We start from the raw sequence: 26477 nt of genomic DNA on the forward strand, positions 1-26477 counted from the left end.
TTCCTTGGGGGCCCCCGACCTCCTGCCGATGAGGCATCATCGGCAATGGGCACAAACCACATCGCAGCTTGTACTCTGCCGTCGTGTAATCGAGGAAACGCCCGATGTGAAAACTTTCGTTTTCACATCCCCGACGGATCGGATGTTCTGCTTCAGCGCGGGCCAGTATGTACTCGTGCACCTCAAGATCGAGGGTGCCGCGGTGACACGCTCCTACTCTGTTTCGTCACCACCGACGCGACCGCTCGACCTGCAGATCACGGTGAAGCGAACACCGGGCGGCCTGGTTTCGAATTGGCTCCACGACAATTTGGGGGCGGGCGACGAGATCGAGATCGAAGGGCCGCTCGGCTCATTCAATCTCGATGACCTACCCTATGAAAAGCCGCTCTTCCTTTCGGGCGGCAGCGGGATAACGCCGGTGATGTCCATGCTGCGTGCGCTTACCGACCGCGCGGCCGACCAGGATATCTCATTCGTTCATAGTGCCAGAACGCCTGGTGATATAGTCTTTCGACGGGAATTGGACGCACTTGCCTCTCGCTTTCCCAACGTAAAAGTAACGTGCGTTTGCAGCCAGGAAGATCCCACCTGGAGGGGGCCGACTGGCAGAATAGACAGTCAGATGCTGCTGACCCTCGTTCCCGATCTCCACAACCGCACTATCTTTGCCTGTGGCCCTGAAGCGTACATGAAAGCCGCACGTGCCTGCCTGGATGCGATTGGCGTGGCTCCGTCACGGTACCACCAGGAGAGCTTCGGCGGCGGCAGCAGCCCCCAGTTGGAACCGGCCCCGACAATACCATCTTCGGTCCGTTTCGTCCGCTCCGGGATCGTGCATAACTGCTTGCCCGGAGAGACGCTGCTGGAGGCGGCGCGCCAATGTGGCGTCTACGTCCCAACCGCCTGCCAGCAGGGAGTTTGCGGCACATGCCGCATCGCCAAGCTGTCCGGCGAAGTCGCCATGGAGGATCTCGGCGGGCTGGCCCCTGAAGAGAAGTCGGCCGGCTATGTCCTGGCATGCTGCAGCCACCCTCAGGGCGCGGTTTCGCTCGATCTTTAACCCCGGGTGCTTGGTTCAGCATTGAAGCCGGCGCAGTAAGTGTTGAACTGCCGGTGAAGGCGTTGCGGGCGTAGCGGACTGATGCGCATCGACCTCAGCCGATATTGCTCAGAAGTCGAGAGCAACCATCATGCCACGGACTTCGGCCATTTCCAGCAGCAGGTCCTGCAGTCTGTCGTCCAGCGCGGCACCGGTCAGCGCCAGAAGCTCGGTGATGCTCTCTCTCATCGATATGACGGCGGCGCCTGTCTTCTCGGCGAGCAGCCGTCCGATGGCAGCCCGGATCAGCTCGTCCTGATCAGACATGCTTCACCTCCCGACGCACTGCAACCTCCCCTTGCTTTCCATGCCTCACCACCGCTTTCGACAACAGGGCGTGATTTCCCATACGGTATGTTTTTTGATGCGATCCCCGGCGGCTTTGCTCACGCCAGCAGATCGTCTTTATCGACCTGCCAGTCGTTCAAAGCCGCCAATGAAGGCAGCGGCGAAAAATCGCCGGGTTGGACCGTTTCAACCGCTGCAAGCAGCTCCTGCGGCACTTCGTGCCGATAAAGCCCGGTGCATGCGCCCTCTTCGACCATTGCCGGCAACCCCGTGATCGCGTCGAAAATCGAAAATGTACCCGTTGGTTCTTCCAGGATCTCTAAACGCCTCACCCGAAACCTCCCTCTTGCGCAAAAGTAGCGACTAACGCCGCTATCCCCAAGTGGTTCCCCAGGCCGGCACATTTTTTCGCGCCTTGGTTGTAGCGCATGCCGGCAGGGCAGTCATGCCCCCAGGGTGCATAGCCAAAATCGCTACGCACCACTTTTAAATCTTGACGCGTGTCAATTTTTTATAAAACATGCGCAAATGCCGGATTGGCATCGGCCGGCGCTCTGGGAGGAGCAATGCCTGACATCGAAAAGTGCCCGACCTGGGCTGCAGTCCGCACATTCCAAAGCGGGCAGCAATCTGTTGGCGAACCATCGCGCCAGGCGCCGGGATCGCTTGCGCGCCGTCTAACATTGCAGTCACCGGACAGCGACATTGATGCAGCCCATAAAACAATCAGGAGGAGGAAAAACCATGCGTATGTTCAATTGCCTGAAGCTTGGCACGAACCTGCTTGGCGCAGGCATGCTTGCAGCCATCGTCGCAGCGCCCGCCCATGCCGAGGATACGGCGAAAGTCGCGGCCATCGTCAAAGGCCTCGACAATCCGTTCTTCCAGACCATGCAGAAGGGCATCGAGGAACAGGCCAAGGCAAACGGCGTGAATGTCAGCGTCCAGGCCGCCGCCAATATGGGTGACGCCACCGGCCAGGCCGACCGCCTGACCGCCATGGCCATGCAGGATTTCGATTGCTACCTGGTCAACCCGATCAGCGTCTCCAATCTCGTCCAGGCGCTGGTGCCGGTCGCCCAGAAGAAGAAGCCGATCGTCAACATCGACTCGACCATAGACCCGGAACAGGCCAAGGCCGCCGGCTTCGCCGTCTCGACCTATATCGGCACCGACAATGTCGCCGCCGGCGCGCTGGCCGGCGAAGAGATGCTGAAGCTGGTGCCGAAGGGCTCCAAGGTCGCGCTGGTCGCCGGCATAGTCGGCGATGTCGGCTCCAACGCCCGCATCAAGGGCTTCAAGCAGGCGGTGGAAGGTAAACTCGACATCGTGGTGATGGTCAGCGCCGACTGGGATCGCGAAAAGGCGCTGACCGCCGCCACCGATATTCTCGCTGCCCATCCGGACCTCGCCGGCTTCTTCGCCGCCAACGACATCATGGCGCTCGGCGTCGAGCGCGCCGTGCGAACCTCGGGCAAGGACGTCAAGGTGATCGGCCTCGACGGCATCGTCGACGCGCTCAAGTCGATTGCGGCAGGCGAACTCACCGCCACCGTCGCCCAATATCCCTATGTCGTCGGCGCCATGGGCCTCGAGGCCTGTGCAGTGGCGGCCAAGGGCAAGGAACTGCCGGCCAACGTGCCGGCGCCGGTGCTGTTGATCAACAAGGACAATGCCGAAGCCTCGCTGAAGAACTTCCCGCGTCCCGGCGGCGACTATCCCGATCCCTTCCGCGAGATGCTGAAGTGAGCACACCTGCAGACAACGCACCCGCCGCCCATTCGGCGGGTGCGGAGGAGAGCCGCCCCTCCCTGGCGGCTCTCCTCCTCGATCCCTCCTTCTGGGCCGACTGGGCATCCGTCGTCGGCCTGGTCGGCCTCGTCATCGTCTTCGGCATCGCCCAGCCGGTCTTTCTCAGCGTCGCCAATCTGCAGGCGCTGCTGCTGGCGGCTGCGATCCTGGTCGTGCTGTCGATCGGCCAGACCTTCGTCATCGCCACCTCGGGCATCGACCTGTCGCTAGCGGCAGCCGTCATGCTCGGCGCCATCATCCTCGGCCTCGTCAACGCCGCCGGCTACGGCATCTTTGTCGCCTGCGTGCTCGCGGTTCTCGCCACCAGCGCCGTCGGCTTCCTCAACGGGCTGATCATCACCGCAGGCAAGATCCCCGACTTCGTGGTGACGCTCGGCACGCTGTCAGGCATCACCGGCCTTGGCCTCATCCTGTCGGGCGGCGAGCCGACCATGGTCGGCTCGACCTTCCTGCTCAGGCTCGCTTCCGGCTCGCTCGGACCGTTCGGTTATCCGGTCTGGGTAGCAATCGCAGCCGTCATCGTCGCGCATATCGCACTCTACCACACACGCTTCGGCGTGCATCTGCTGGCGACCGGCGGCCAGACCGAAAGTGCCGGCGCGCTGGGCATCCGCACCAACCGGGTCAAGATCGCCGCCTATACAATCTCGGGCTTCTGCGCCGGCATCGCGGCCATTCTTCTGGTCGCCCGCATCGGCTCGGCCGAACCGCAGATCAACACCAGCCTGCTCTTGAACTCGGTGGCGGCGGTGGTGCTGGGCGGCGTCAGCCTGTTCGGCGGCCGCGCCAGCATTCTGGGACCGGCGATCGGCGCGCTGATGCTCACCGCACTCGTCAACGGCCTGACCTTGCTCAACGTCTCGGCTTTCTACCAACCGCTTGCCGTGGGCGCCATCGTGGTGCTGGCGGCCCTGATCATGCGGTATCAGAAATGAGCGCGCCCCATCACATCCCCGCCGCTGAGGCGATCATCGCCTGCGAAGGGCTGAGCAAGCATTTCGGCGGCATCCGCGCCTTCACCGACGTCGCCTTCCAGGCCCGCCGCGGCGAGGTCACCGCCGTCATCGGCGACAATGGCGCCGGCAAGTCGACGCTGATCCGCAGCCTGGTCGGCGTGCATCAGCCGGACACCGGCAATTTGTTCTTCGACGGACGGGCGCGGCCCTTCGCCAACCCCGACGAGGCACGCAAGGCCGGCATCGAGACCGTGCACCAGAACCTGGCGCTGATCGACGAATTGACGGTCGCGCAGAACCTGTTCCTCAACCGCGAGATCGTGCGCCGCATCGGGCCGTTCGCTTTCCTCGATCGCAAGGCGATGAAGCGCGAGGCCCGTTCCATGCTGTCGCGGCTGTCGATCAACGTGCCGTCGATCAACCAGCGTGTGCGGCGCTTGTCGGGCGGCCAGCGGCAGGCGATCTCGATCTGCCGCGCTGTCGGCTCCGGCGCCAAGCTGGTGGTGATGGACGAACCGACGGCAGCACTCGGCGTGCAGGAGACCGCCAATGTCGAGGCTCTGATCCGGCGTCTGCGCGAGCAGTCGGTCTCAGTCATCCTGGTCAGCCACAATTTCGATCAGGTCCGCCGCCTGTCCGACCAGATCTGGGTGATGCGGGCGGGAAAGATGGCGGCGACCGTGCGCGCTTCCGAAACGTCCGGAAACGAGCTCGTCGCGCTGGTAACCGGCGCGGCATAGTCCTGCAGCATCAGACTTGAAATCAAAGGGAGTTCGCCTGTGGCACCAATTCGTGTCGGACTGATAGGTCTTGGAGAGGTCGCGCAGTCGATCCATCTGCCTGTGCTGGGCGATCAGCGCGACCGCTGGGTGATCGCGGGCGTGTACGACGTGTCGCCCAGCCTGGTGTCACTCGTCACCTCCGAATTTGCGACGGCAAAGGCCTTCGACACGGCCGAGGCGCTGATTAATTCGCCCGACATCGACGCGGTGTTCGTGCTGTCGTCCGACGACACCCACAGCCGCTTCGTGCGGGCGGCGATTGCTGCCAACAAACATATCCTGCTGGAAAAGCCCGCCTGCCTGACAGTGCGCGAAATCGACGATCTGCTGGCGCTGATGCCGGGCTACGACAAGACCCTGTTCGTCGGCTATATGCGCCGCTACGCGCCGGCCTATCTGGCGGCCAGGGACGAACTGCCGGCATACGCCGACATCACCCATGTCCGAATCTTCGACCTGATCTCGGAAGGCCGGCACTTTCTCAAGAAGAGCCAGAACGTCCTCTATCCCAACGATATAGACCCTACCCTGCTGGCGCGTGGCGCAAGCGAACGCGACGCACTGATCCGCGAAGTCGTCGGCGCCGACGCGCCGGCCGACCTGGTGCGCGCCTATCGCGGCCTGACGGCGCTCTCCTCGCATCACATTTCGGCGATGCGCGGGCTGATCGGCGAGCCGGCGCGCGTGCTGGCCGCGCACCGCACCAATGGCGGCGCCAACACATCAGTCACCTTCGACTACGGCCATTTCGCTTGTCTCTACGACGCGGTGGTCGACGATCTCGGCCTGTTCGACGCCATGATCGAGGTGCGCTCGAACACCAGGCGTGTGCGCATTCTCTACGACACGCCCTACATCCGAAGCCTGCCGACGCGGCTGGAGGTCACCGATGCCGGCCCGCTCGGCCCGGTGACGAAAACCTTCGGGCCTCTCTACGGCGATGCTTTCTCGAATGAACTCGAGATTTTCCACCGCCACATCACCGAAGGCACAAAGCCTCTGACCGACCTCGCCGATTCACGCCGCGACCTCGCGCTGATGGCCGAGATCATCGAGCGGATGAAAGAAAGTGGCGGGCGCTGAGGCGCCGCCTGCCGCCTACTTCCCACAGTGATGGTCGTTGATCTTGTTCACCGCATTCGCGTCGGGTCCGACGCGATGATAGGAGCACGCGCCGGCGGCCGTCGTCACCAACTGCTGATCGTAGTAGCGCGGGCCGCCGAACAGGATGTCGATGAGATCGCCTTCGGCGGGAACGTAGCGTTCGGATTGGACCCGGCGGTCGTGGTGCCGGTCGCCAGCGAAAGCCGGGGCGCAAACGCTTGAGCCCATGGCGACAGCGAGTGCTAGGATCGCTACGCATTTCGTGGTCATCGCCAATACCTCCTGGCCATTCCGGAATCACACCATACATCCAAAACCGCCAGCCGGACAAAAGTTCCGGAGAAGACCGCGATAGGCTCTTGCCGAAGCCAGCTGCCTCGCTCATCCATAGGATTGTAACGAAAGCCTGGAACCAGTGATGACCGACGCCAGCCTTCACCTCGTCGAAGCGACGATAGACCAACTGCGCCGAGCGCTCGATGACGGCACCGTCACCAGCGTCGAACTGGTCGGGGCTTATCTCAGGCGCATCGGGCATTTCGACCGCCACGGCATCAGCCTCAACGCCGTCCCAGTGCTCAACCCTGACATGTTTAAGGAGGCGGCAGCCTCCGACCGGCGCCGAAGCAATGGCGCCGTGCTCGGACCGCTCGACGGCATCCCCTACACCGCCAAGGACAGCTACAAGGTGTCAGGCCTGACGGTGGCCGCCGGTTCGCCCGCCTTCGAGCATCTCATCGCCAATGAGGACGCCTTCACCATCGCCCGGCTGCGCGCCGGCGGCGCCGTGCTGATCGGGCTGACCAACATGCCGCCAATGGCCAATGGCGGTATGCAGCGCGGCGTCTACGGTCGCGCCGAGAGCCCCTACAATGGCGACTATCTGACCGCCGCCTTCGCATCGGGCTCATCCAATGGCTCCGGCACGGCGACAGCAGCCAGCTTCTGCGCCTTCGGGCTTGGCGAGGAAACCTGGTCGTCCGGCCGCGCGCCGGCCACCAACAATGCGCTGGTCGCCTACACCCCGTCGCGCGGCGTCATTTCGGTACGCGGCAACTGGCCCCTGGTGCCGACCATGGATGTCGTGGTGCCGCACGCGCGGACAATGCCCGACATGCTCGAATTGCTTGACATCATCGTCGCCGACGATCCCGAGACGCGAGGCGATTTCTGGCGCGCGCAGCCCTGGGTCAAGCTGCCGAAAAGCTCCGATATGCGGCCGCCCCGCTATACCGATCTCGCACTGGCGGGATCGTTGAAAGGCAAGCGCCTGGGCGTGCCCAGAATGTATATCGGCCGCGACAGCGAGGCCGATGCGCCGATCGAAACCCGCGCCTCGGTGCTTGCCCTGTGGGAGCGGGCCGCGGCCGATCTCACGCGGCTTGGCGCCGAGGTGGTCGAGGTCGATTTTCCCGTCGTTTCCAACTATGAGCGCGACCGCCCCGGCACGCGCACCATGGTCGAGCGCGGGCTGATGCCCCAAGAGTTCGCCGAGCGCGAACTCTGGGATCTCTGCATCTGGGGCTGGGACGACTTTTTGCGCGCCAATGCCGACCCGGCTTTGCCCGATCTCATCTCGGTCGACGGCCCAAAGATCTTCCCGCAGCCGCCGGGCACGCTGCCCGACCGATATGAAGGCGGCTTCGACCTGAGGGAATATGTCGAGCGGGCGCGGTCCGGCGTCACGCCCGTCATGGAAATCCCGACGATTGAAGATGGCCTGAAGGGCCTCGAAGCGACAAGGCGGATCGATTTCGAGGACTGGCTGGACGCGCAAGGCATCGACGCCGTGGTGCTGCCCGCGGCCGCCGATGTCGGACCGGCCGATGCAGACATCGACGAGGCGTCCGCCGCCCTTGCCTGGCGCAATGGCACCTGGGTCGCCAACGGCAATCTGGTCTGGCGCCATTTCGGCATCCCCACCGTCACCGTGCCGATGGGAACCATGGCCGATATCGGCATGCCGGTCGGCCTGACTTTCGCCGGCAAGGCCTATGATGATGTCAGGTTGTTGCGCATGGCCGGCGATTTCGAACAGTCGACCCGGCGCCGCACCCTGCCCCCACGCACGCCGGAACTGACTGAAGATGTATTTTCCCGCCGGCCCACGCAAACCGGTGACGGCAAGGCACCTCCGCTCGTCATCGCGCTTGCCGCCGAGACGCGCACGACGGGCGATCAGGACGAGATCACCATCACGCTCGAACTGCCGATCGACGCCGAGGCGGAAAACGCCAGTGTCAAGGTGCATGTCAACGGCGAGCCTGTCGCGATGCAGCGAAGCGGAGCGCGCTCCTGTGGACAGGCATTGGTTCCGGCCGCAGAGCACCAGCGGTTCCACAGCGTCTGGCGTGGCTCGTATGGCTCGATCGTGACGGCTATTGTGCGGCTGGAGGATGGGCGCAGCGCCGGCGCCTATCTGGTAACCGGAGGGATTGGATGAACGCCAGCCGCTAGGAAGGCAGCGAAGTCAGCCATTCTTCCCAAAATTCCTGCTGCATATGGACGAAAACCGGAACCACGTCGACGCCATCATCAAATATGTCGACCAGATCGCTCTCTTGCGGAAATCGCCCCGTCTTCACCTTGCAGGCTATCAATCCGCGACTTTTCTCCATCACGGTATTTTCCGGATAAACATTGGCGCTTGCTCCGTAACAGAAGGGTAGCAGGCCATCGACTTCGAGTGCCTGACGGATTTGGAACAGAGCCTCGAAAAAGTCTTCCTCTTCTGCCTCGATCACCTTGTCCCGATAACTGCATTTCAGATTGCAGGCAGCGCCGTTCACGTGCAGCGTGAACACAGCTTGCTCGTCGTCACCAACGGAACCTGCGCCGATCAGAAAAACAGTACGCTGATGGTCCATCTCATCCCCCTCGCCATGTGACGGGATGGTAGTACGACAACGGCCGCTTTTCCAGCATGGCAGGGATTGGGACGGCCGCACTCCCTCCCGTCGTCATCCGCTGGCCGGGCGTCCCTCCGCAAAGGCAAGGTCCCGCCGAATGGCGTCCAATTTGTCTTGCGCCAGACCGGCAAGCAGCTTTTCATCGAGGTAGCCTGCTCGGATGAGATGAGCGAAGACATAAAGGAGCTGCGAATAGCGGTAGTCGAACGTCCGATCGATATCCCGCCGCTGTTCACGCAAATAGGCTTCCAGCTCCCACATCTGGGAGGGAACCGTCACCGCACTGGCCTTGCTCTTGAATTCGGCCATCGTCTTTGCGAGGGCCGCCTCAAGAGCCTTATCGAAGGCGTGGCGGGCGAGCTTCTTTTCGGAAGCGGACCAACTGAAATCGTTCACTGGATATCTCCGTAGATGTCCTGTGAATTCCACCAGATTTTCACGAACTTCGCCTGCTGCTACCCCCGCGCCGCCCAAAGCAAACCCCGCTCCACCATCAGCGCCATTTCCGGCACCGCGAACTCATCCGCAGTGTGACCAAGGGAACTGTAGAAAACCTTCCCCGCCCCATAGCGCCGTTTCCAGACGACCGGCATGACGACGCCGCCTATCCCAGGAAAATGCGCGTCGGTGAAGGTGGTGGTCGCCAGCACTTCGTTGCTCGGGTCGACATGCATGTAATACTGCTCCGACCGGTAGGCGAAATCGCTGATGCCCGATGTGATCGGCTCGTCCGGCCTGGTGATCGCGACAGTATAGTCGATGATATTGCCGGGGTGCGCCACCCATTGGCCGCCGGTCATGAACTGATAGTCGGGCTCATTGCGGAAACTGTCGCCCATCGTCCCGTGGAAGCCGCCGAGTCCGCTCCCCCCGCGAACCGCATGCATCAGGTTCTGCAGTTCGGTCTTCTCGATCGTCGACATCGTGATGACAGGCACGATGAGATCGAAGGAAGCAAGTTCCGGATCGGCGAACATCGCGGTGCCCTCGCCGAGCGTGACGTCGAACCCGTTGCGTTCAAGCAGGTTGCGAACGATCTTCGCGCTCTGCTCCGGCGTATGGCCCTCCCAGCCACCCCAGGCGATCAACGCCTTCTTCGCCATGCTATCCCTCCCTGGAATGTTCCGCCTTGATCCGGCGTCAGCGCCAGCCCAGCGCTGGAGCGACATGGGTCAGGATCGCCTCGATGACATGCGCATTGTAGTCGACGCCGAGCTGGTTCGGAACGGTGAGCAGCAGCGTGTCGGCCTCGGCGATCGCCTCGTCCTGCGCCAATTCCTTAATCAGCACATCCGGCTCGGCCGCGTAGCTGCGCCCGAAGATCGCCTTGGTGTTCTCCTCGATGAAGCCGATCTGGTCGCGGCTCTCATTGCCGCGACCGAAATAGGCGCGGTCGCGATCGTCGACCAGCGCGAAGATGCTGCGGCTGACCGAGACGCGCGGCTCGCGGCTGTGGCCGGCCGCTTTCCAGGCCTCGCGATAGATCCGAATCTGCTCGGCCTGCTGGATGTGGAACGGCTTGCCGCTCTCGTCGAATTTGAGCGTCGAACTCTGCAGGTTCATGCCGAGCTTCGCCGCCCATTCCGACGTGGCGTTGGTGGCCGCGCCCCACCAGATCCGCTCGCGCAAACCCTCCGAATGCGGCTCGAGGCGCAAGAGGCCGGGCGGATTGGGGAACATCGGCCGCGGATTGGGTTGGGCGAACCCCTCGCCCCGCAGCGTCTCGAGGAAGACCTCGGCATGATGCCGCGCCATGTCGGCGTCGCTTTTGCCTTCCGGCGGCGCGTAGCCGAAATGGCGCCAGCCATCGATCACCTGCTCGGGCGAGCCACGGCTGATGCCGAGCTGCAGGCGGCCGCCGGCGATGATGTCGGCAGCACCGGCGTCCTCGGCCATGTAGAGCGGGTTCTCGTAGCGCATGTCGATGACGGCGGTGCCGATCTCGATGCGGCTGGTCTTGGCGCCGACGGCCGCCAGCAGCGGGAACGGCGACGCGAGCTGGCGGGCGAAGTGATGTACGCGAAAATACGCGCCGTCCGCGCCCAGATGCTCGGCGGCCACAGCCAGCTCTATGGATTGCAAAAGCGCGTCCGAAGCCGAGCGTACTTGCGATTGCGACGAGGGCGTCCAGTGCCCGAACGACAGGAAACCGATTTTCTTCATAGCCATGCGATATAAGGATGCGCGTCAGGCTTCAATGCAAAAGAGATTTTTCGACGCGCCCAATCCAGGCTCATGCATCGCTATTTTCAAACGCGCCGATGCCTTGCGCGATCAGGTTGGTCGCCATGACCAGTGAGACGATTGCCGCGGAATTGAAGACGACGACCCACCATTTGCCCCCGGTCAGGAAGCCGTAGCCGTCGGCGACGGCCAGCCCCCAATCGGCCGATGGCGGCTGAATGCCGAGGCCGAGAAAGCTCAGCGTCGCGATCGAGAAGAACGCGTAGCCCAGCCTTGTGACCAGCTCGATCAAGATCGTTTCCCTGATGTTGGGCAGTATCTCCAGAAACATGATGGCGAGCGGGCCCTCGCCGCCAAGCCGCGCAGCGTTGACATAGTCGCGCTCCTTCTGCTCGCGCACGGCGGCGCGGACGGTGCGCGCCACCAGCGGCGCGTAGGCGATGCCGATCACCAGGATGACCGTTAGATTGGACGGGCCGATGGCCACCAGCGTCATGGTGACGAGAACGATGAACGGAAACGCCATCAGCGTATCGAGCAGCCGCGCGCCGATGGCATCGACCAGGCCGTCGAAATAGCCGAGCACCAACCCGATGATGCTGCCGGCGGCGACACCGGCCAGCGTCGCCAGCGGCGCAACCAGCAGGATGTCGCGCGATCCGACGACTATGCGGGACAGCACGTCGCGGCCGAGCTGATCGGTCCCGAACCAGTGCAGCGCGTCGGGCGGCGTCAGCATCGCCAGGAAATCCTCGGCATAGGGATCGTAGGGAACGAAGAGGTTGCCTGCTATGGCGCACACGACCCAGAACAGAAGCAGCAGCGATCCGACCACGACCGACGGCGGCAATCCGGCGAAAGCACTGCGGATCCGGCGCACTGCCGGAAAGCCGGCCACGGAGCGCGGTGGTGCGGGAAACTCCGCCAGATCTGTCATGGCGAGGTCCGGCGGCGTTGCCGCGGATCGAGCAGCGCCAGTACGAGGTCGCCGGCCGCCGCCGACAGCACGAAGATTGCCGCCATCACCAGCACGCCGGCCTCGAGCATCGGGAAATCGCGTGCCTTGGCCGCATTCAGAACCAGATTGCCAAGCCCCTGGATGCCGAACAGCGCCTCGATCACCACCAGCCCGCCAAGCATGTAGCCGGTCTGCGTCGCCAGCACCGCGATGGTCGGCGTCAGCGCGTTGCGCAGCACGTGCCGAAAGATGATCTCGCGCCGCTCGAGCCCTTTCAGGACGGCGGTGCGCGTATAATCGGCGGCCATTGCCTCGATCACCCCTGCCCGCGTCATCCGGGCGATGTAGCCGGCAAGGTTCAGCACCAGCGGCAGCGCCGGCAGGATCAGATAATAGCCATGCGTCCAGAAGCCCGCGCCATCGGGCGCAACACCGGAGATCGGGAACCAGTTCAGCCACAGGCCGAAAACGATGAGCAGCATCAGGCCAGAAACGAAATCAGGCACAATGCCGAAGGAGACGCCTGCCATCACGATCAGCCGGTCGATCAAGCGGCCCGCATTGAGACCGGCAACGACGCCGGCACCAACGCCAAGCGGAATGAGAAAAATCAGAATAATGCCGGCAAGGGCGGCGGAGCGCTTGAGGCTTTCCAGCACGAAGGGCGCCACCGGCCCGCGCATCGACAGCGAGGTGCCGAAGTCACCGGTGACGGCCTTGCTGAACCAGAGCCAGTACTGGACGAGAACCGGCTGATCGGCGCCCAGCCGCTTGTTCAGTTCCGCCACCGCCTGCGCATCGGCAAAAGGCCCGAGCATCACACGGCCGACATCGCCGGGCAGGACCTGCCCGGCGAAGAACACCAGGATGCTGACCAGCCACAGCGTGAGGACAAGTGTGCCCAGACGCGCTGACAGAATGCGACCGGTCAGCATGTCGCGATCATGCCTGGACGAAGGAAACGCGGTCGAGCAGCAGATGCGAGATCGCGGTGAAGCGCACGCCCTCGACCTTCGAGCTGACGATCCGGCTGTATTGCGAGAAGTAGCTGATGATCGCCGGCGTCTCGTCGAGCAGCAAGGTCTGGATCTTGCCGGCAACGAGGCGCTGTGCCTGCAGATCACGCGCCTTAGAGTAGTCGAGCAGCAGCGCATCATAGGCCGGGTTGTTGAAATGCGCCGCGTTCCAGGCTCCCGAACTCTTCAGCGTGGCGTTGAGGAAGATGTCGGGCGTGCCGCGATGGCCGTAGTCGGTGATGCCGAGCACCGAATCCAGCCAGGGCGAGCTACCGAAGGTCGCCGAGCCGTAATAGGCGTCCTGCGGCAGGACGTTGAGCTTGATGTCGATGCCGGCCTTCCTGGCGAAGTTCTGGATGATCACCGCATAGTCGGGAATGTCATAGGCGCGCTCGGTGGTCAGCGTCACCTCGAAGCCGTTCGGCACACCCGCCTCGCCGAGCAGCCGCTTGGCTTCCGCAATGTCCTGCTTGCGCTGCGGCACCGACGGATCGGCCGATGGGAAGATCGGCGCGAACGGGGTGTCGTTGCCGACGATGGCGCGGCCCTTCAGCAGGCCCTTGACCACCGCCTCGCGGTCGATGGTGAGCGCCAGCGCGCGGCGGATGCGCTTGTCGGTGAACGGCGCCTGGTCGGTTCTGAGATGCACCTGATCATGCGAACTTGCCTGCACGCTCAACAGCTTGAAGTTGGGATTGCCCTCGATCGCCAGTTCCAGGCGCGTCGTGCTCGGGATGACGTCGAGCTGGCCGGCCTGCAGCGCCAGCACCTGCGCCTGCTCGTCGTCGAAAAACTTGATCTCGACCCGGTCGGGCAGCGCCTTGTCGCCCCAGTAGTCCTCATTGCGCACGAAGCTTGCGCCTTGCTTGGGACGGAAGGATTCGAGCTTGAACGGACCGGTGCCGTTGAACGTCTTCTCGAAATCGCCGGCATAGTCGGCCGGCAGGATGACGGCATTGTAGACGTCTGAGGAGACATAGAAGGGGAAGTTGCTGTTTGGGCCATCGAGGTCGAAGGCGACGGTTTCGTCGTCGACCAGCTTGGCGCCGCCCTTGGACAGGATGCCCTTGTAGGCGGACAGCGCCGACGAGCCGCTGGCCGGATCGACCAGCCGCTCGAAGCTCGCCACAACATCCCTAGCGGTGACCGCGCGGCCATTGTGGAATTTCACCCCTGGCCGCAATTTGAAAGTCCAACGACTGGCCGTCTCGTTTGCTTCCCAGGACAGAGCCAGCTTCGGCTGCAGACCATCCTTCGGATCGTCGAGGATCAGATACTCGCCGACCTGGCTGATCACCCCGATGCTGGCCGGATCGGTGACCGAAACCGGATCGATCGCCTTGGTCGGCTGGCCGAGCCCGACACGCACCGTGCCGCCGGCAGCGGCCGCGGCGCGCGCATCTCCAAGCCCCTGCGAGGCGGCAAAGCCGGTCAAGCCGAGCAGTGCTGCATATTTCAGGAGATCGCGGCGTTTGAGAAAGCCGCCCTGATATTCATCGACGGCGACATTCCAGATGTCCCCCGACAGGTTGCGAACTGCGTCGATATCTCTGCGTTTGGTCATGTCAAACCCCTGCTCTGAAATGAAGATTGAAAACCTATGCGATGGGTTCGCCGTCGAGATGGATGCGGTCGACGGCCTGCGGATAGAAGGCGATGAGGCCCTTGATCTTGGGTATTTCCTCTATGGGATCCCGGTAGCTCCAGGCGATGTCAGGGCGCACCGAGCCGTCGCTCAGCAGGCCGGACCAATAGGAGGCGATGCCCTTGTAAGGACATCGCGTCGTTGTGACGGACGCCGTCAGCCGCTCCAGCCGGATGTCTTCCGCGGGCAGATAAAAACGCGTTGGCAGATGCGTCTCGAACAGCAGAACCGGGCGGTGGCTGTCGGCGATCGGCTCGCCGTCGAACCAGACCTGCACATGGCTGGAGCTCTGCAGCACATCGATGCGTGCGTAGGGATCGCGGGCGTGGACGAAGACTTCCTCTTCCTCCTCGAACCATTGGTCGACGGCTTTCCAGGTGAAGGCGATGCGGCCGGCCAGAGGCGCCAGGTTTTCATCCGGTGGCGACACGAACGCCCAGGCCGCGTTGGCGCTGCGCCTGTCACCGCTGTCGATATCCCAATAGGCGGTTTCGCCACCGACCGGGTGCGGTTCGCGATGCAGTGAGGGTCTCAGCACCGACGGGTCGACCGCTGACGGCGGGAAGAAATAGATCGGCAGGAAATGGTTGGAGCGCAGCACGAGCACGTTGCGGCTGTCGGCGATGGTGCGGCCGCCGAACTTGACGCGCACGCGCTTGGGGCTGTGCAGGACATTGACGAGCTGCGGCGCGGTGGCTTCGCGGGGCTGCAATCTTGGTGCAACGGTCATGATCGTTCTCCCGGCCTGACGTCAGGACACCGCGCGCGCATTGTCGCGTTGTTCGGCGAAGCGATTGGCTGGTCGCGCCAGGCCGAAGCGGTCGCGCAACGTTCCCGGCGCGTATTCGAGGGGGAATACGCCGCGCCGCTGCAGCTCCGGCACCACCTGTTCGGCGAAATTCACCCAGTCCTCGGGCAGCAGCGGGAACATCAAGTTGAAGCCGTCGGCGGCACCGGAAACGAACCAGTCCTGCAACTGGTCGGCGATCTGTACCGGCGTGCCGGCGACGGTCGGCACCGAACCGCTGTTGGCGAGTTTGCGGGCGATCTCGCGCAGGCTGAGATTCTGCTTCGCCCATTGCTTGACCCGGTTGAGCGACGTGCGTCCGCCGTTGAACGTGCTCTCGTCCGGCAGCGGCGGCAATGGCCCGTCCGGCGGGAACAGCGACAGGTCCAACCCGCTCCAGCTGGACAGAAGGTCGATGCCGACCTGATCCGGCAGCAAGGTCTGCAGGTATTCCTGCTTTTCCCGGCCTTCTGCTTCGGAGGCGGCGACAACAGGCAGGATGCCGGGCAGGATCTTGAAGCTCTCCGGCCGCCTGCCGTGGCGGGCCAGCCGCTCGTTGATATCCTGACGGTATTTGATGCCATCTTCCTTGGTGCTGTAGATGGCGAAGTGCGCATCGGCCTGGGCGGTGGCGAAGTTCTTGCCGTCCTCCGAGGAGCCCGCCTGGACGATCAGCGGATGGCCCTGCGGCGGCCGCGAGACGTTGAGCGGGCCGCGGACCTTGAAGTGCTTGCCCTTGTGATCGATGGGATGGACCTTGTCGGGGTCGGCGAAATAGCCCGACGCCTTGTCGATCAGCAGCGCCTCGTCTTCCCAGCTGTCCCACAGCAATTTGACGATATCGAGGAATTCGGCCGCACGCTCGTAGCGGAACGCATGTTCGATATTGCCGTCGCGGCCGAAATTGCGCGCCTCCTCGTCCATGGCCGAGGTGACGACGTTCCACGACGCCCTGCCCTTGCTGATGTGGTCGAGCGAGGCGAACATGCGCGCCACATTGTAGGGCTCGCTATAGGAGCTCGATGCCGTGGTGATCAGGCCGATATGCTTGGTCACGCCCGCCAGCGCCGAGAGCAGCGTCAGCGGTTCGAGGCGCGCATTGGCGTAGTGGGCGACGCCGCTCTTGACCGAATCCCAAATCGAAACGTGGTCGGCGACGAAGATGGTGTCGATCCTGGCGCGCTCGGCCGCCTGCACGAGATCGCGGTAGAATTCGAAATCCAGCACCTCCCGGCCCGGTGCCCTGGGATGGCGCCACGACATCCGATGATCGCCCTGCGGGTTGAAGAAAAATGCGCTGAGGATCATGTGGTCTCTAGCCATGACGGCCTCCTTCCAGATCTGCTCCGGAGACCGTCGCGCTGCTCGCCTAAGCCGCGACAATCTCTCCTGAGGCATGAAAGGTAGATTGCGCTTCGGCTTAATCCGAGTAATTTTATAGAGATAATGCACTCCGAAAGCGGAAGCGATTGCCCTCGATGGCGGCGCTCGAAGAAAGTGGTTTCAAGTCCCCATGTCCTCCTCGGTTCTGAACGTAGACCAGCTGTCCGTCGCCTATGACGGGCGCAAGGGATCGCATCCCGCCGTCAGCGGCGTGTCGCTGCACATAGGCCAAGGCGAGGCGCTCGGCCTGGTCGGCGAGTCAGGATCGGGCAAAAGCTCTGTGGCGCTCGCCATCCTGCGTTATCTCCCGAAGAACGCCCGTATCGCGGCCTCAGCGCTTGAATTCCAGGGCCGCGAAATCCGCGACCTTTCCGCCGAGCAACTCCGCCGGCTCAGGGGAAATCAAATCGCGGCCGTCTACCAGCATCCGGGCGCGGCCCTCAATCCAAGCATGACGATCGGCCGCCAGATCACCGAGACGATCATGCGGCACCGCCCGGTGCGCCTCGACGAGGCGCGCGAGCGTGCCGCCGAACTGCTGGGCCGGGTCCGGGTCAGCCATCCGGAGCGTGTGCTGGATCTCTATCCGCACGAACTCTCCGGCGGCATGCAGCAGCGCGCCAACATCGCCATTGCGATTGCGCTCGACCCGTCGCTGCTGGTGCTGGATGAGCCGACGACGGCGCTCGACGCCAGCGTCCAGTCCGAGATCATCGCCATCCTCTCCGACCTGCGCAAGGATCACAAAACCAGCATCCTGCTGATCAGTCACGATATCAACATGATCCGCCGCTCCTGCGACCGGGTGGCGGTGATGCAGGCGGGAACCGTGGTCGAAAGCGGCGTTGCGGGCGATGTCTTCGACAACCCCTCTCACGCCTACACCAAAGCGCTCATCGCCTCGATCCCGGCGCTCAACTACACCAAGCGGGACGGAAGACTGGCGGAGACGGACGGCATGCCAGCGCACCCCACAGCCCAAGGCGAAGACGCCGGCTTGCCAAAAGAACGCCGGATCGCGATCGCCTGCAAAGGCATCAGCCATGTCTTCGGCAGCCAGCCAGTGCTGCACGGCATCGATCTCGACATCGGCCAGGGCGAAACCTTCGGGCTGATAGGCGAGTCCGGTTCGGGCAAGTCGACCCTGGCACGCATCGTCACCGGCCTGCAGACGCCCAGCGCCGGATCGGTCGAGCTGTTCGGCAGGACGGTCGCGCCGCGCGTCGAGAAGAGAAACCTTGCCGAACGCCGCGACGTGCAGATGGTCTTCCAGTCGCCGGATCGCACGCTCAACCCGCGCCAGCGGATAGGCCGCATCCTCGGCCGTCCGCTGCGGCGGCTCGCCGGCCTGCGCCGCAGCGAGGTGAGAGCCCGCGTCGGCGACCTGCTGGCCTCGGTTCGCCTCGCCGGCGCCACGGCCGAGCAGAAGTCGCGCTCGCTGTCCGGCGGCCAGCGGCAACGGGCGGCGATCGCGCGCGCCTTCGCCGGCGTGCCGAAGGTCGTCGTGCTCGATGAACCGACCTCCGCGCTCGACGTCTCCGTCCAGGCGACCGTTCTCAACCTGCTCAACGACCTGCAGCACGACAAGGACACGACCTATCTGTTCATCAGCCACGACCTCAGGGTGGTGCGCTACATGGCCGACAGGATCGGCGTGCTCTATCGCGGACGCCTGGTCGAAACCGGCACATCCGACCAGATCTTTCGCGGCCCCAACCACCCCTATACGGCACTACTTCTGGCGGCATCTTCCGATGAGGCCGAGCCGAAACTATCCGCTCCAGCCGAGATCGAGGCCACCGGTGTCCCGAACACCGGATGCGCCTTCGCCGACCGCTGCCCCCTGGTTCTGCCTGACTGCCGAAAGGCGGAACCATCAGCCGTGGAGGTCGCGGCCGGCCACCGGATCGCCTGCTGGCGGCACGGCCAGGGTTTTTGAGCGGCTCAACAGCAGTCCGAAGGTCCGCAGCAACTCGGTTTCAGCGGCAGGCAGGTCGTCCGATGCATGGAACCTCTCCGACGGCTGGCGAGGCGGTGCAACATTGTCATGGCGTGCTGATTTGCCGACACTGGAAGCCCGGAGTTCCTGGTGCCCGCGCTGGGCCTGGGTGTTTCCTCGCATACAAATATATTCGTTCATGCTAATATATTGTGGTCATGCACATTCGTTCGTGACGAACATGTGGGAGGATGCAATGAAAACCATAAATCGCAGGTCTGCAATTGCTCTCGGTGTGACGGCTGCCGCGATAACGCCTCTGTTCACCCTGGCGGCGTCCGCGAAGGTCAAGAAATACGGCCCGAAGGAAGGCAAGGAGATTGCGCCCGGTGTCAGGGTGGTTGAGGTCAGCACCGGCGACTCCGACATTCCCGCCTACAAGAGCATCGCAGTCGTCGACGTGGTGTTCCAGCCCGGCGCACACGCGCCTCAGATGGTGATGGATAATGACATGGTCTGCACCATTACTTCAGGCGCATTCACGATCAAGAAAGCCGACAAGGAATTCAAGCTCAAGGAAGGCGACATGTACACCTGCGCCAAAGGCAAGACCGACGAGGCGACGAATACAAGCAAGGAGGTCGGCGTCCATCGTATCGCCGTCCTGATACCTGCCTAGAGCATGATGCCGAAAAGTGTGAAGCGGTTTTCGGACGACATCATACTCTATCTCTTTGATTTAGAGACGGATTCAGATTTCAGCTCGATTCGACCTGAAATCATCCGGCTCTAGCAGACCGGATTCCGGCCGGATGGAAGATCGCACGCCGTCCGGCCGTCGCTTGCGTACAGCCGGATGCTGGCCTCGTCCGGCCAACGCCCTTCAGCAAGAGGATTCCGTCGTTGGTGCCAGCCGGATCGCAGTCGCATGCTCGCTTTCCGTTCAGGCACAGTGCGATACCGGAATTGGCTCTTGAACGGCCAAGTCGGACACGCGTAACATCGCGCCATCTGAATTGAGTCTGCTTTATTAGTCCGGACTAACCTCCGGATTGGTTTGGATATTTCCCTTGAACACGCAAGCAATCGGCGGCGCGCCGGAGCGCGGCAAATCGTTTGCCCATGTGGCGGAAGCCTCCTGGGGCAAGGGCCTCAGCACCTTGCTCCGCATCGTACGCATGACGCTGCGCCATCCCTGGCAGGTCGCCATCACCATCGTCTCGACCTTCATCGCCGCGACCTTGCAGCTCTTCATCCCACGCCTGCTGGGACGCGCCATTGACCAGGCGCAGGGCGTCATGGCGGCCGGGGCCGGTACTGCTGCGCAACAGGCGCTGTGGAATACGGCGCTGACGCTGCTCGTCGTCTCGATCCTGCGCGGCCTCTTCACAATGGCGCAGAACTACTATGGCGAGGCCGTCGGCCATCGCACCGGCTATGAACTGCGCCTGGCTTTCTACGAGAAGATCCAGCGCCTGAGCTTCGCCTACCACGACAGGGTCCACACCGGCGATCTCATCACGCTCGGCCTGCTCGATCTCGACGGCGTGCGCATGTTCTTTTCCACTGGCATTTTGCGCGTGGTGCTGCTCGGCGTGCTGATCGGCGTCGGCGCCTATCTCCTGATCAGCACCGATCCCATGCTCGGGCTGCTCAGCCTGAGTTTCGTGCCCTTCGTCGCCTGGCGGTCCTCGGTCACCCAGCTCAAACTGCGCAGCACTTGGCTGACGTTGCAGGAGCGCCTCTCGGTGCTGAGCCGGGTGATGGATGAGAACCTCGGCGGTATCCGTGTCGTGCGCGCTTTCGCAGCGCAGCGGCATGAGCTGGAAAAATTCGACCGCGCCAAGCTGTCGGCGCTGGAGCTTGCCAATCAGCGCGTCGACATCCGCGTCGCCAACACCAGCGCCATGAACTTCTCGTTCCTGGCTGCCATGGGGCTGGTCCTGTGGTTCGGCGGTCAGAAGGTGATCGCAGGCCAGATCAGCGTCGGCACGCTGGCGCAGTTCCTCACCTTCATGACCATCCTGCAGATGCCGGTACGCCAGCTCGGGCTGATGGTCAATTCCTTCGCCCGCGCCTCGACCTGCGGCACCCGCCTGTTCGAACTGCTCGACGCCGAACTCGACATCGAGGACGCGCCCGGCGCCAGGGATCTCGTCGTCAGCGACGGCGTGCTGCGCTTCGACAATGTCGGCTTTCGCTATGAGGGCGCGGGCGGCCGGTCGACACTGTCCGGCATCTCCTTCGAGGCCCGGTCCGGCGAGACCATCGGCATTGTCGGCCCACCGGGCAGCGGCAAGTCGACCATCGCGCATCTGATCCCGCGTTTCTACGACGTCACTTCGGGTTCGATCACCATCGACGGCCAGGACATTCGTGAGGTGACGCTGAAATCGCTGCGCAAGGCCGTCGGCGTCGTGCAGCAGGACGCGTTCCTGTTCACCACCTCGATCGAGAACAACATCGCCTATGGCAATCCCTGGGCGCGCGAGACCCGCATCGGGCAGGCAGCCGAGTACGCCCAGCTGCACAATTACATCATGGGCCTCCCGGCCGGTTACACCACGGTTGTCGGCGAGCGCGGCGCGTCGCTTTCCGGTGGCCAGCGGCAGCGCCTGACCATTGCGCGGAGCCTGATGCTGCGGCCATCGGTGCTGGTCTTCGACGATTCGACCGCGGCAATAGATGCCGGTACCGAACAGCGCATCCGGGCGGCGATGAAGCGCTTCGCCAGGGACCGCGTCACGCTCATCATCTCGCACCGGCTGAGCTCGCTGATGCATGCCGACCAGATCCTGTTCGTCGAAGGCGGCCGGATCGTCGAGCGCGGCACGCACGAGGAACTGCTGGCGCTCGGTGGCCGCTATCGCGCGCTCTACGATTTGCAGCTGCGGCCGGACGATGAGCGGCCTGTCGTGGCGGGAGCCGCATGATGTCGACACAGGCCGACGACGACAAGGAAGATACCAGCCGCCGGCCGACAAGGGCCGTCGTGGGCTCGCATCGCGACGAGGAAGAAGTCTTCGGCAAGGCCTACGACCCCCGCATCGTCAGGCGCATCTGGAGCTTCGTGCAGCCGTATCAGAGCCGGATCTTCATCTCGGTCGCCGCCGTACTGGTGTTCACGCTGACCCAATTGGCGATTCCGCTGGTCATCCGCTACGCCATCGACCACGGCATGACGGCAGGCAAGCTCGACCAATCGGTGATCATCGCCGCGATCGGCGCTTTCTCGGCGATCATCCTCATCAACTATGCCGCCTCCTATGTGCAGGAAAGCGTCGTCGGCAAAGTGGCCGAGAACGTGCTCTCCGACCTGCGCCGGGCCATGTTCAGCCATCTGCAGCGTGTCTCGTTGAGCTTCATGGACAAGACCGAGGTCGGGCGGCTGATGTCGCGCCTGCAGGGCGACGTCAATTCGATGCAGGAATTCCTCGAAACGTCGGTCATGTCGGTGGGCGACATCGTGCTGCTGTTCGGCATCGTCAGCGTGCTTTTGTGGCTGGATTTCCGGCTCGGCCTGCTGACGCTGTCGACCATGCCGGTGCTGTTCATCGTGCGCCTGTTCTGGCTGCCGCGCGCCAAGGTCGCCTTCATGGCCGCGCACGAAACCAACTCGATCGCCAATGGCGCGCTGGCCGAAGGCATCCATGGCGTGCGCACCGTGCAGAGCCTGGAGCGCCAGCACGTCAATTTCGACCTCTATGACGAGAAGGTGCTGGCCAATCTCAATGCCCATCTGACCTCGGCGAAATACGCGCAGGTGATGGTGCCGATCGTCGACACGCTGACCGGCATCGCCATGGCGACCGTCATCGTCGTCGGCGGTTCGATGGTGCTGTCGCACAGCCTCGACATCGGCGTCATGGTGGCGTTCCTGTTCTACATCCAGCGCTTCTTCGACCCGATCCGCTCGCTGACCATGCAATACAGCGTCATGCAGCGCGCCATGGCTTCGGGCCAGCGCATCTCCGAAGTGCTCGACGTGCCGGTCGACGTCAGCGACAAGGACGGTGCTATCGCGCTGTCGCGCGACATGGACGGCTCGGTCGAGTTCAGGAACGTCACCTTCGGCTATAGGCCGAACCAGCCGGTGCTGAAGAACATCTCCTTTCGCGTCAATCCGGGCGAGACCGTGGCCCTTGTCGGCCCGACCGGGTCGGGCAAGTCCAGCTCTATGGCGCTGGTGCACCGCTTTTACGATGTCTGGTCGGGCGAGGTTCTGGTCGGCGGCCATGATGTGCGTGACCTGACCCAGGATTCGCTCGGCGATCAGGTGGCGATGGTGCTGCAGGAGCCGTTCCTGTTCTCCGGCTCGGTGCTGGAAAACATCCGCTACCACAAGACATCAGCCAGCCGCGAAGAGGTGGTGCGCGCCGCACAAGCCGTCGGCGCGCACGATTTCATCGAGAACCTGCCAGATGGCTACGATACCGAACTCGAGCAGCGCGGCGGCAATCTCTCGCTGGGCCAGCGCCAGCTGATCAGCTTTGCGCGTGCGCTGGTGGCGGATGCCAAGATCCTGGTGCTCGACGAAGCCACGGCCAGCATCGATTCCTACACCGAGATGCTGATCCAGAAGGCGCTGATCACCCTGCTGGAAGGCCGCACCGGCCTGGTCATCGCCCACCGTCTGGCGACCATCCGCGGCGCCGACCGCATCATCGTGCTGCAGAACGGCGAGATTGTCGAAAGCGGCAACCACGAACAGCTAATGGCAAGGAAAGGTCTCTACGCCCGCCTCTACAACATGAACTACGCCTCGTTCGACGACATTTCGGAAGGCGAGCTGGAGTTGGATGCGGCGGTCGGCAAGGCGACGTGATTGGGCCTACTGATGACCACAGGCGCCTACGCCATTTCGGGGCGTTTTGAACCCTCGCGGATGGCCTTGTGCACGCCGCGCTGCAGATCCATGAATGCAGGGCTTTCCATCACCTCTTCGCGGCGCGGGCGCTCGATATCGACGTTGAAGGTCTGCGTGATGCGTCCCGGGCCGATCCCCATGACGACGATGCGGTCCGACAGATAGACGGCCTCCTCCACATCATGAGTGACAAACAGGACGGTCAACCTGTGTTCCTCCCAGATCTGGGTCAGCAGTTCCTGCATCTGATGCCGGGTCAAGGCATCGAGCGCGCCGAATGGCTCGTCCATCAACAGCATCTTGGGCCGGTAGGAAAGCGCGCGCGCAATGGCGACGCGCTGTTTCATGCCGCCCGAGAGTTCGGCCGGATAGCGGTCGGCGCTGTCGGACAGCTTGACGAGTTCGAGATGCTCCAGCGCGATCCTGCGGCAGGTCGGGCGATCGTAACCGGCGGCCTTAAGGGCAAATTCGATGTTCTGCCGCGCCGTCAGCCAGGGAAGCAGCGTGTAGGACTGGAAGACGACGCCACGGTCGAGACCCGGCTGCAGGATCGGCGCGCCATCGATGCTGAGATCGCCGGCGTCGAAGTCCTGCAGTCCGGCCACGATCGACAGCAGCGTGCTCTTGCCGCAGCCCGACGTGCCGACCAGGGAGACAAACTCGTTGTCGGCAAGATCGAGATTGATGTCGCGCAGCACTTCCGTGCGCCGCTCGCCGGTGCCGAAGCTCTTGTGGAGACCGGCGATCCGCAATTTGGGGGGGCTCATCGGCTGGACCTCATTGCGAGCGGCCCTCTTGCTTGAACAGCACCTTTTCCAGCGCCTTCATCACCTGGTCGGTGATGAGGCCGAGCAGGCCGAGCAGCAGGATGTAGCCGATGATCGTGTTTGTCTGGAAATAGCGCTGCGACACGGTGATGCGATAGCCGAGCCCCGAAGTCGCGGCGACAAGTTCGGCCAGCACCAGCCAGGTCCATGCCCAGCCGAGGCTGATGCGCAGCGTATCCCAGATGCCCGGCAAGGCGCTGGGAACGACGATGCGCGTCAGGATCTTGCGATCCGGCAAGCCGAGTGTACGCCCAAGGCCAATGAAATCGGCTGGAACCCGTTTCACATTGTCCATGATCATCAGCACCTGCTGGAAGAAGGTGCCGATGAAGATGATCAGGAACTTCTGCGAATCGCCGGTGCCCGCCCACAGGATGGAGAGCGGCACGAAGGCTACGACCGGCATGTAGCGGATGAAATCAACCAGCGGCTCGATGGCCGCTTCCCAGGACCGGAAACTGCCGATCAGCACGCCGATCGGTATCGACAGTGCCGAGGCGATGAGGAAGCCGATGGAGATACGATACATTGAGGCTTTGAGGTCCAGCCACAACGTGCCGTCGGTCGCGAGCTTGGCGATCTGCATAGCTACGCTGCCCGGCGACGGCAGGAAGATCGGCTTTACCAACCCCAGTCCGGTCGCCGCCCACCAGGCAAGGCCGAGCCCGATGAACACGGCCACCGCGATGATCAGGAAGCGCGACCTGGCGATGGGCACGCCGATCCCGGAGGATCGGCGGCGCCTCGCCGGTTTCGTGACCGGTCCTGCCGCCGGTCGCTCCCGGGGCATCTGTGTCACCACCGCGATCCGGCCTTCGTCATTCCGCTGCCTTGACGAAGGCCGGGTCGATCATCTGCTCCGGCGTCACATCGGCCTGCAGCAGCTTGGCGTTCTTGGCGGCGGCTTCGACATCGGCGAAGGTCTTGGTGGTGAAGTCGCCTGTCAGCGCCGTCTTGTTTTCGGCGAGTGAGTAGTAGCGCACCCCGTCAAAGGCGGTGTTGAGGTCCTTGACGTCCGAACCGACAGCCTTGGCGATGATGGCGCGGCCACCGGGCGTGTCGGCATTGTAGTCCTTGAGAGCCGCGTCCCAGCTCTTGATCATGGCCAGCACCTGGCCGGGCCGCGACTTGATCACCTCGTCACGCACCACCAGCACGTCGCTGATCAGGCCGGGATCCTCGCCGGCGGTGAACAGCAGCTTGAGGTCCTTGTTCTGCGCCATGGCGACGGTGAGGTACGGTTCATAGGTCACCGCGACCGGCACCTGGCCGGCGATCAAGGCGCTGCCGGCGTCGGACGCCGGCATCGGAACCGGCTTCACATCGTCGATCGACATGCCGTTCCTGGCGAGCGCGTATTTGAGCAGGATGTCGCTCGTCGTGCCTTCCTCGAAGGCCACCTGCTTGCCCTTGAGGTCCGCGATGGAGGTGACGTCCTTGCCGGCGATGATGGCGTCGGCGGTCATGGAGACGTCGAGCAGCAACACGATCTTCACCGGCAGGCCGGCCGCAACCATGCCCATCGCCGTGTGGGTCGCGATGTTGGCGGCGTCGAGCTGGCCGCTTGCAAGTGCTGCGTTGATGTCCTTGTCCTCGGCGAAATTGACGATCTGGACGTCGCTCAGCCCGTTTGTCTTGAACAGGCCCTTGGCCTCGGCGACATGCCATTGGCCATAGCCGAGCCAGGGCTCGATCCCGATCTTGAACGCTCCTGCCTCGGGCGTGGTGGGAATGGCCGCATCGGCTGCGTAGGCTGCCGGGGCGGCGGCCAGCCCGATGGCGGCGGCCATCACGAGCGCGCGAAATTGTCCTGTTAGGTTACGCATCATCTTTGTTCCCCTTGATGATCAGACCGCTTTTTCTGACTAAGGCAGCCGGTCTGGTGAGACTGCGGGTTTCTGCTCTTGCGGCACTGTGC

At 63.4% G+C, this 26477-nt stretch carries 25 protein-coding genes; 10 read left to right on the forward strand and 15 right to left on the reverse strand.

The genetic code is table 11. The annotated features are described in order from the left end of the window. Nucleotides 1-106: 106 nt before the first annotated feature. Entirely contained in the window at nt 107-1063 is a 957-nt protein-coding gene (locus tag NP945_RS25390) for a hybrid-cluster NAD(P)-dependent oxidoreductase (protein WP_206517159.1), read from the forward strand. 108 nt (nt 1064-1171) lie between these two features. On the opposite strand, the gene NP945_RS25395 is transcribed toward NP945_RS25390, so the two are convergent. Both NP945_RS25395 and NP945_RS25400 read right to left on the reverse strand, forming a co-directional pair. After that, nucleotides 1172-1369 carry a hypothetical protein gene (locus tag NP945_RS25395; protein WP_127270219.1) on the reverse strand — a complete coding sequence of 66 codons (198 nt, stop codon included), beginning with the start codon at nt 1367-1369 and terminating at the stop codon, nt 1172-1174. Between the two features lie 119 nt (nt 1370-1488). Continuing rightward, nucleotides 1489-1722 carry a hypothetical protein gene (locus tag NP945_RS25400; protein WP_127270217.1) on the reverse strand — a complete coding sequence of 78 codons (234 nt, stop codon included), beginning with the start codon at nt 1720-1722 and terminating at the stop codon, nt 1489-1491. Nucleotides 1723-2134: 412 nt separating this feature from the next. Here NP945_RS25400 and NP945_RS25405 point away from each other — a divergent pair, with 412 nt between their 5' ends. Genes NP945_RS25405 through NP945_RS25420 form a run of 4 tightly spaced genes read left to right on the forward strand, consistent with a single transcriptional unit; the run spans nt 2135 to nt 6023 of the window. Beyond that, the gene (locus NP945_RS25405) at nt 2135-3139 is read left to right on the forward strand and encodes a substrate-binding domain-containing protein (RefSeq protein ID WP_127271023.1); all 1005 of its coding nucleotides are present in this window, start codon (nt 2135-2137) and stop codon (nt 3137-3139) included. Then, the gene (locus NP945_RS25410) at nt 3136-4137 is read left to right on the forward strand and encodes an ABC transporter permease (RefSeq protein ID WP_127319368.1); all 1002 of its coding nucleotides are present in this window, start codon (nt 3136-3138) and stop codon (nt 4135-4137) included. Before NP945_RS25405 ends, NP945_RS25410 begins: the two co-directional genes overlap by 4 nt. Beyond that, nucleotides 4134-4898, forward strand: coding sequence for an ATP-binding cassette domain-containing protein (locus NP945_RS25415; RefSeq protein WP_127396575.1), 765 nt, complete (start codon nt 4134-4136; stop codon nt 4896-4898). Before NP945_RS25410 ends, NP945_RS25415 begins: the two co-directional genes overlap by 4 nt. A gap of 39 nt (nt 4899-4937) precedes the next feature. Then, nucleotides 4938-6023: a Gfo/Idh/MocA family protein gene (locus tag NP945_RS25420; protein WP_256747875.1), complete on the forward strand. Its 1086-nt coding sequence runs from the start codon at nt 4938-4940 to the stop codon at nt 6021-6023. 15 nt (nt 6024-6038) lie between these two features. On the opposite strand, the gene NP945_RS25425 is transcribed toward NP945_RS25420, so the two are convergent. Beyond that, nucleotides 6039-6314, reverse strand: a complete 276-nt coding sequence (locus tag NP945_RS25425) for a hypothetical protein (protein ID WP_027035353.1) — start codon at nt 6312-6314, stop codon at nt 6039-6041. 148 nt (nt 6315-6462) lie between these two features. On the opposite strand from NP945_RS25425, the gene NP945_RS25430 reads away from it, so the two are divergent. Then, on the forward strand, nt 6463-8487 hold the full coding sequence (locus tag NP945_RS25430) for an amidase (protein ID WP_256747876.1): 2025 nt from the start codon (nt 6463-6465) through the stop codon (nt 8485-8487). 10 nt (nt 8488-8497) lie between these two features. Here the strand turns inward: NP945_RS25430 and NP945_RS25435 are convergent, their stop codons facing one another. The 9 genes from NP945_RS25435 to NP945_RS25475 form a co-directional block, all read right to left on the reverse strand. Further along, nucleotides 8498-8911: a hypothetical protein gene (locus NP945_RS25435; protein ID WP_127269153.1), complete on the reverse strand. Its 414-nt coding sequence runs from the start codon at nt 8909-8911 to the stop codon at nt 8498-8500. Between the two features lie 93 nt (nt 8912-9004). Then, nucleotides 9005-9349 carry a hypothetical protein gene (locus NP945_RS25440; RefSeq protein WP_256747877.1) on the reverse strand — a complete coding sequence of 115 codons (345 nt, stop codon included), beginning with the start codon at nt 9347-9349 and terminating at the stop codon, nt 9005-9007. 59 nt (nt 9350-9408) lie between these two features. Next, nucleotides 9409-10056, reverse strand: a complete 648-nt coding sequence (locus tag NP945_RS25445; RefSeq protein ID WP_256747878.1) for a ThuA domain-containing protein — start codon at nt 10054-10056, stop codon at nt 9409-9411. A gap of 37 nt (nt 10057-10093) precedes the next feature. Next, nucleotides 10094-11116 carry an LLM class flavin-dependent oxidoreductase gene (locus NP945_RS25450; RefSeq protein WP_256747988.1) on the reverse strand — a complete coding sequence of 341 codons (1023 nt, stop codon included), beginning with the start codon at nt 11114-11116 and terminating at the stop codon, nt 10094-10096. Nucleotides 11117-11186: 70 nt separating this feature from the next. Continuing rightward, nucleotides 11187-12074, reverse strand: a complete 888-nt coding sequence (locus tag NP945_RS25455) for an ABC transporter permease (protein WP_256747879.1) — start codon at nt 12072-12074, stop codon at nt 11187-11189. After that, nucleotides 12071-13030, reverse strand: coding sequence for an ABC transporter permease (locus tag NP945_RS25460; protein ID WP_127269148.1), 960 nt, complete (start codon nt 13028-13030; stop codon nt 12071-12073). Before NP945_RS25460 ends, NP945_RS25455 begins: the two co-directional genes overlap by 4 nt. A 7-nt stretch (nt 13031-13037) precedes the next feature. Further along, a complete protein-coding gene (locus NP945_RS25465) occupies nt 13038-14675 on the reverse strand; it encodes an ABC transporter substrate-binding protein (RefSeq protein ID WP_256747880.1) in 1638 nt (545 codons plus the stop codon). A 34-nt stretch (nt 14676-14709) separates the two neighbouring features. Further along, nucleotides 14710-15486 (reverse strand): DUF427 domain-containing protein, encoded by a 777-nt coding sequence (locus NP945_RS25470; RefSeq protein ID WP_256747881.1) that lies wholly within the window; start codon nt 15484-15486, stop codon nt 14710-14712. Nucleotides 15487-15507: 21 nt separating this feature from the next. Next, the gene (locus NP945_RS25475; protein ID WP_256747882.1) at nt 15508-16866 is read right to left on the reverse strand and encodes an LLM class flavin-dependent oxidoreductase; all 1359 of its coding nucleotides are present in this window, start codon (nt 16864-16866) and stop codon (nt 15508-15510) included. A gap of 190 nt (nt 16867-17056) precedes the next feature. On the opposite strand from NP945_RS25475, the gene NP945_RS25480 reads away from it, so the two are divergent. The 4 genes from NP945_RS25480 to NP945_RS25495 all read left to right on the forward strand — a co-directional run bounded on the left by NP945_RS25480 (nt 17057) and on the right by NP945_RS25495 (nt 23690). Then, complete coding sequence (locus NP945_RS25480) at nt 17057-18865, forward strand: ABC transporter ATP-binding protein (RefSeq protein WP_256747883.1); 1809 nt, start codon at nt 17057-17059, stop codon at nt 18863-18865. Nucleotides 18866-19121: 256 nt separating this feature from the next. Then, the gene (locus NP945_RS25485; protein ID WP_127270176.1) at nt 19122-19544 is read left to right on the forward strand and encodes a cupin domain-containing protein; all 423 of its coding nucleotides are present in this window, start codon (nt 19122-19124) and stop codon (nt 19542-19544) included. 391 nt (nt 19545-19935) lie between these two features. Continuing rightward, complete coding sequence (locus NP945_RS25490) at nt 19936-21798, forward strand: ABC transporter ATP-binding protein (RefSeq protein WP_256747884.1); 1863 nt, start codon at nt 19936-19938, stop codon at nt 21796-21798. Continuing rightward, a complete protein-coding gene (locus tag NP945_RS25495) occupies nt 21798-23690 on the forward strand; it encodes an ABC transporter ATP-binding protein (protein WP_127408479.1) in 1893 nt (630 codons plus the stop codon). Before NP945_RS25490 ends, NP945_RS25495 begins: the two co-directional genes overlap by 1 nt. Before the next feature lie 26 nt (nt 23691-23716). Here the strand turns inward: NP945_RS25495 and NP945_RS25500 are convergent, their stop codons facing one another. From NP945_RS25500 to NP945_RS25510, 3 genes are all read right to left on the reverse strand, one after another. Continuing rightward, entirely contained in the window at nt 23717-24499 is a 783-nt protein-coding gene (locus NP945_RS25500) for an ABC transporter ATP-binding protein (protein ID WP_127269920.1), read from the reverse strand. A 10-nt stretch (nt 24500-24509) separates the two neighbouring features. Continuing rightward, nucleotides 24510-25277, reverse strand: a complete 768-nt coding sequence (locus NP945_RS25505; protein WP_256747885.1) for an ABC transporter permease — start codon at nt 25275-25277, stop codon at nt 24510-24512. A gap of 100 nt (nt 25278-25377) precedes the next feature. Beyond that, nucleotides 25378-26385, reverse strand: coding sequence for an ABC transporter substrate-binding protein (locus NP945_RS25510; protein ID WP_127269923.1), 1008 nt, complete (start codon nt 26383-26385; stop codon nt 25378-25380). Between the last annotated feature and the right edge of the window lie 92 nt (nt 26386-26477).

Origin of the sequence: Mesorhizobium sp. LMG17149, assembly GCF_024518695.1 — a bacterium.
Taxonomy (GTDB): domain Bacteria; phylum Pseudomonadota; class Alphaproteobacteria; order Rhizobiales; family Rhizobiaceae; genus Mesorhizobium.

Coding starts and splice junctions, on each gene's coding strand:
- NP945_RS25415 (WP_127396575.1), top strand. CDS start 4,134: ATGAGCGCGCCCCATCACATCCCCGCCGCTGAGGCGATCATCGCCTGC.
- NP945_RS25475 (WP_256747882.1), bottom strand. CDS start 16,866: ATGGCTAGAGACCACATGATCCTCAGCGCATTTTTCTTCAACCCGCAG.
- NP945_RS25460 (WP_127269148.1), bottom strand. CDS start 13,030: ATGCTGACCGGTCGCATTCTGTCAGCGCGTCTGGGCACACTTGTCCTC.
- NP945_RS25430 (WP_256747876.1), top strand. CDS start 6,463: ATGACCGACGCCAGCCTTCACCTCGTCGAAGCGACGATAGACCAACTG.
- NP945_RS25395 (WP_127270219.1), bottom strand. CDS start 1,369: ATGTCTGATCAGGACGAGCTGATCCGGGCTGCCATCGGACGGCTGCTC.
- NP945_RS25455 (WP_256747879.1), bottom strand. CDS start 12,074: ATGACAGATCTGGCGGAGTTTCCCGCACCACCGCGCTCCGTGGCCGGC.
- NP945_RS25465 (WP_256747880.1), bottom strand. CDS start 14,675: ATGACCAAACGCAGAGATATCGACGCAGTTCGCAACCTGTCGGGGGAC.
- NP945_RS25470 (WP_256747881.1), bottom strand. CDS start 15,486: ATGACCGTTGCACCAAGATTGCAGCCCCGCGAAGCCACCGCGCCGCAG.
- NP945_RS25500 (WP_127269920.1), bottom strand. CDS start 24,499: ATGAGCCCCCCCAAATTGCGGATCGCCGGTCTCCACAAGAGCTTCGGC.
- NP945_RS25425 (WP_027035353.1), bottom strand. CDS start 6,314: ATGACCACGAAATGCGTAGCGATCCTAGCACTCGCTGTCGCCATGGGC.
- NP945_RS25445 (WP_256747878.1), bottom strand. CDS start 10,056: ATGGCGAAGAAGGCGTTGATCGCCTGGGGTGGCTGGGAGGGCCATACG.
- NP945_RS25495 (WP_127408479.1), top strand. CDS start 21,798: ATGTCGACACAGGCCGACGACGACAAGGAAGATACCAGCCGCCGGCCG.
- NP945_RS25480 (WP_256747883.1), top strand. CDS start 17,057: ATGTCCTCCTCGGTTCTGAACGTAGACCAGCTGTCCGTCGCCTATGAC.
- NP945_RS25405 (WP_127271023.1), top strand. CDS start 2,135: ATGCGTATGTTCAATTGCCTGAAGCTTGGCACGAACCTGCTTGGCGCA.
- NP945_RS25450 (WP_256747988.1), bottom strand. CDS start 11,116: ATGAAGAAAATCGGTTTCCTGTCGTTCGGGCACTGGACGCCCTCGTCG.
- NP945_RS25510 (WP_127269923.1), bottom strand. CDS start 26,385: ATGCGTAACCTAACAGGACAATTTCGCGCGCTCGTGATGGCCGCCGCC.
- NP945_RS25435 (WP_127269153.1), bottom strand. CDS start 8,911: ATGGACCATCAGCGTACTGTTTTTCTGATCGGCGCAGGTTCCGTTGGT.
- NP945_RS25485 (WP_127270176.1), top strand. CDS start 19,122: ATGAAAACCATAAATCGCAGGTCTGCAATTGCTCTCGGTGTGACGGCT.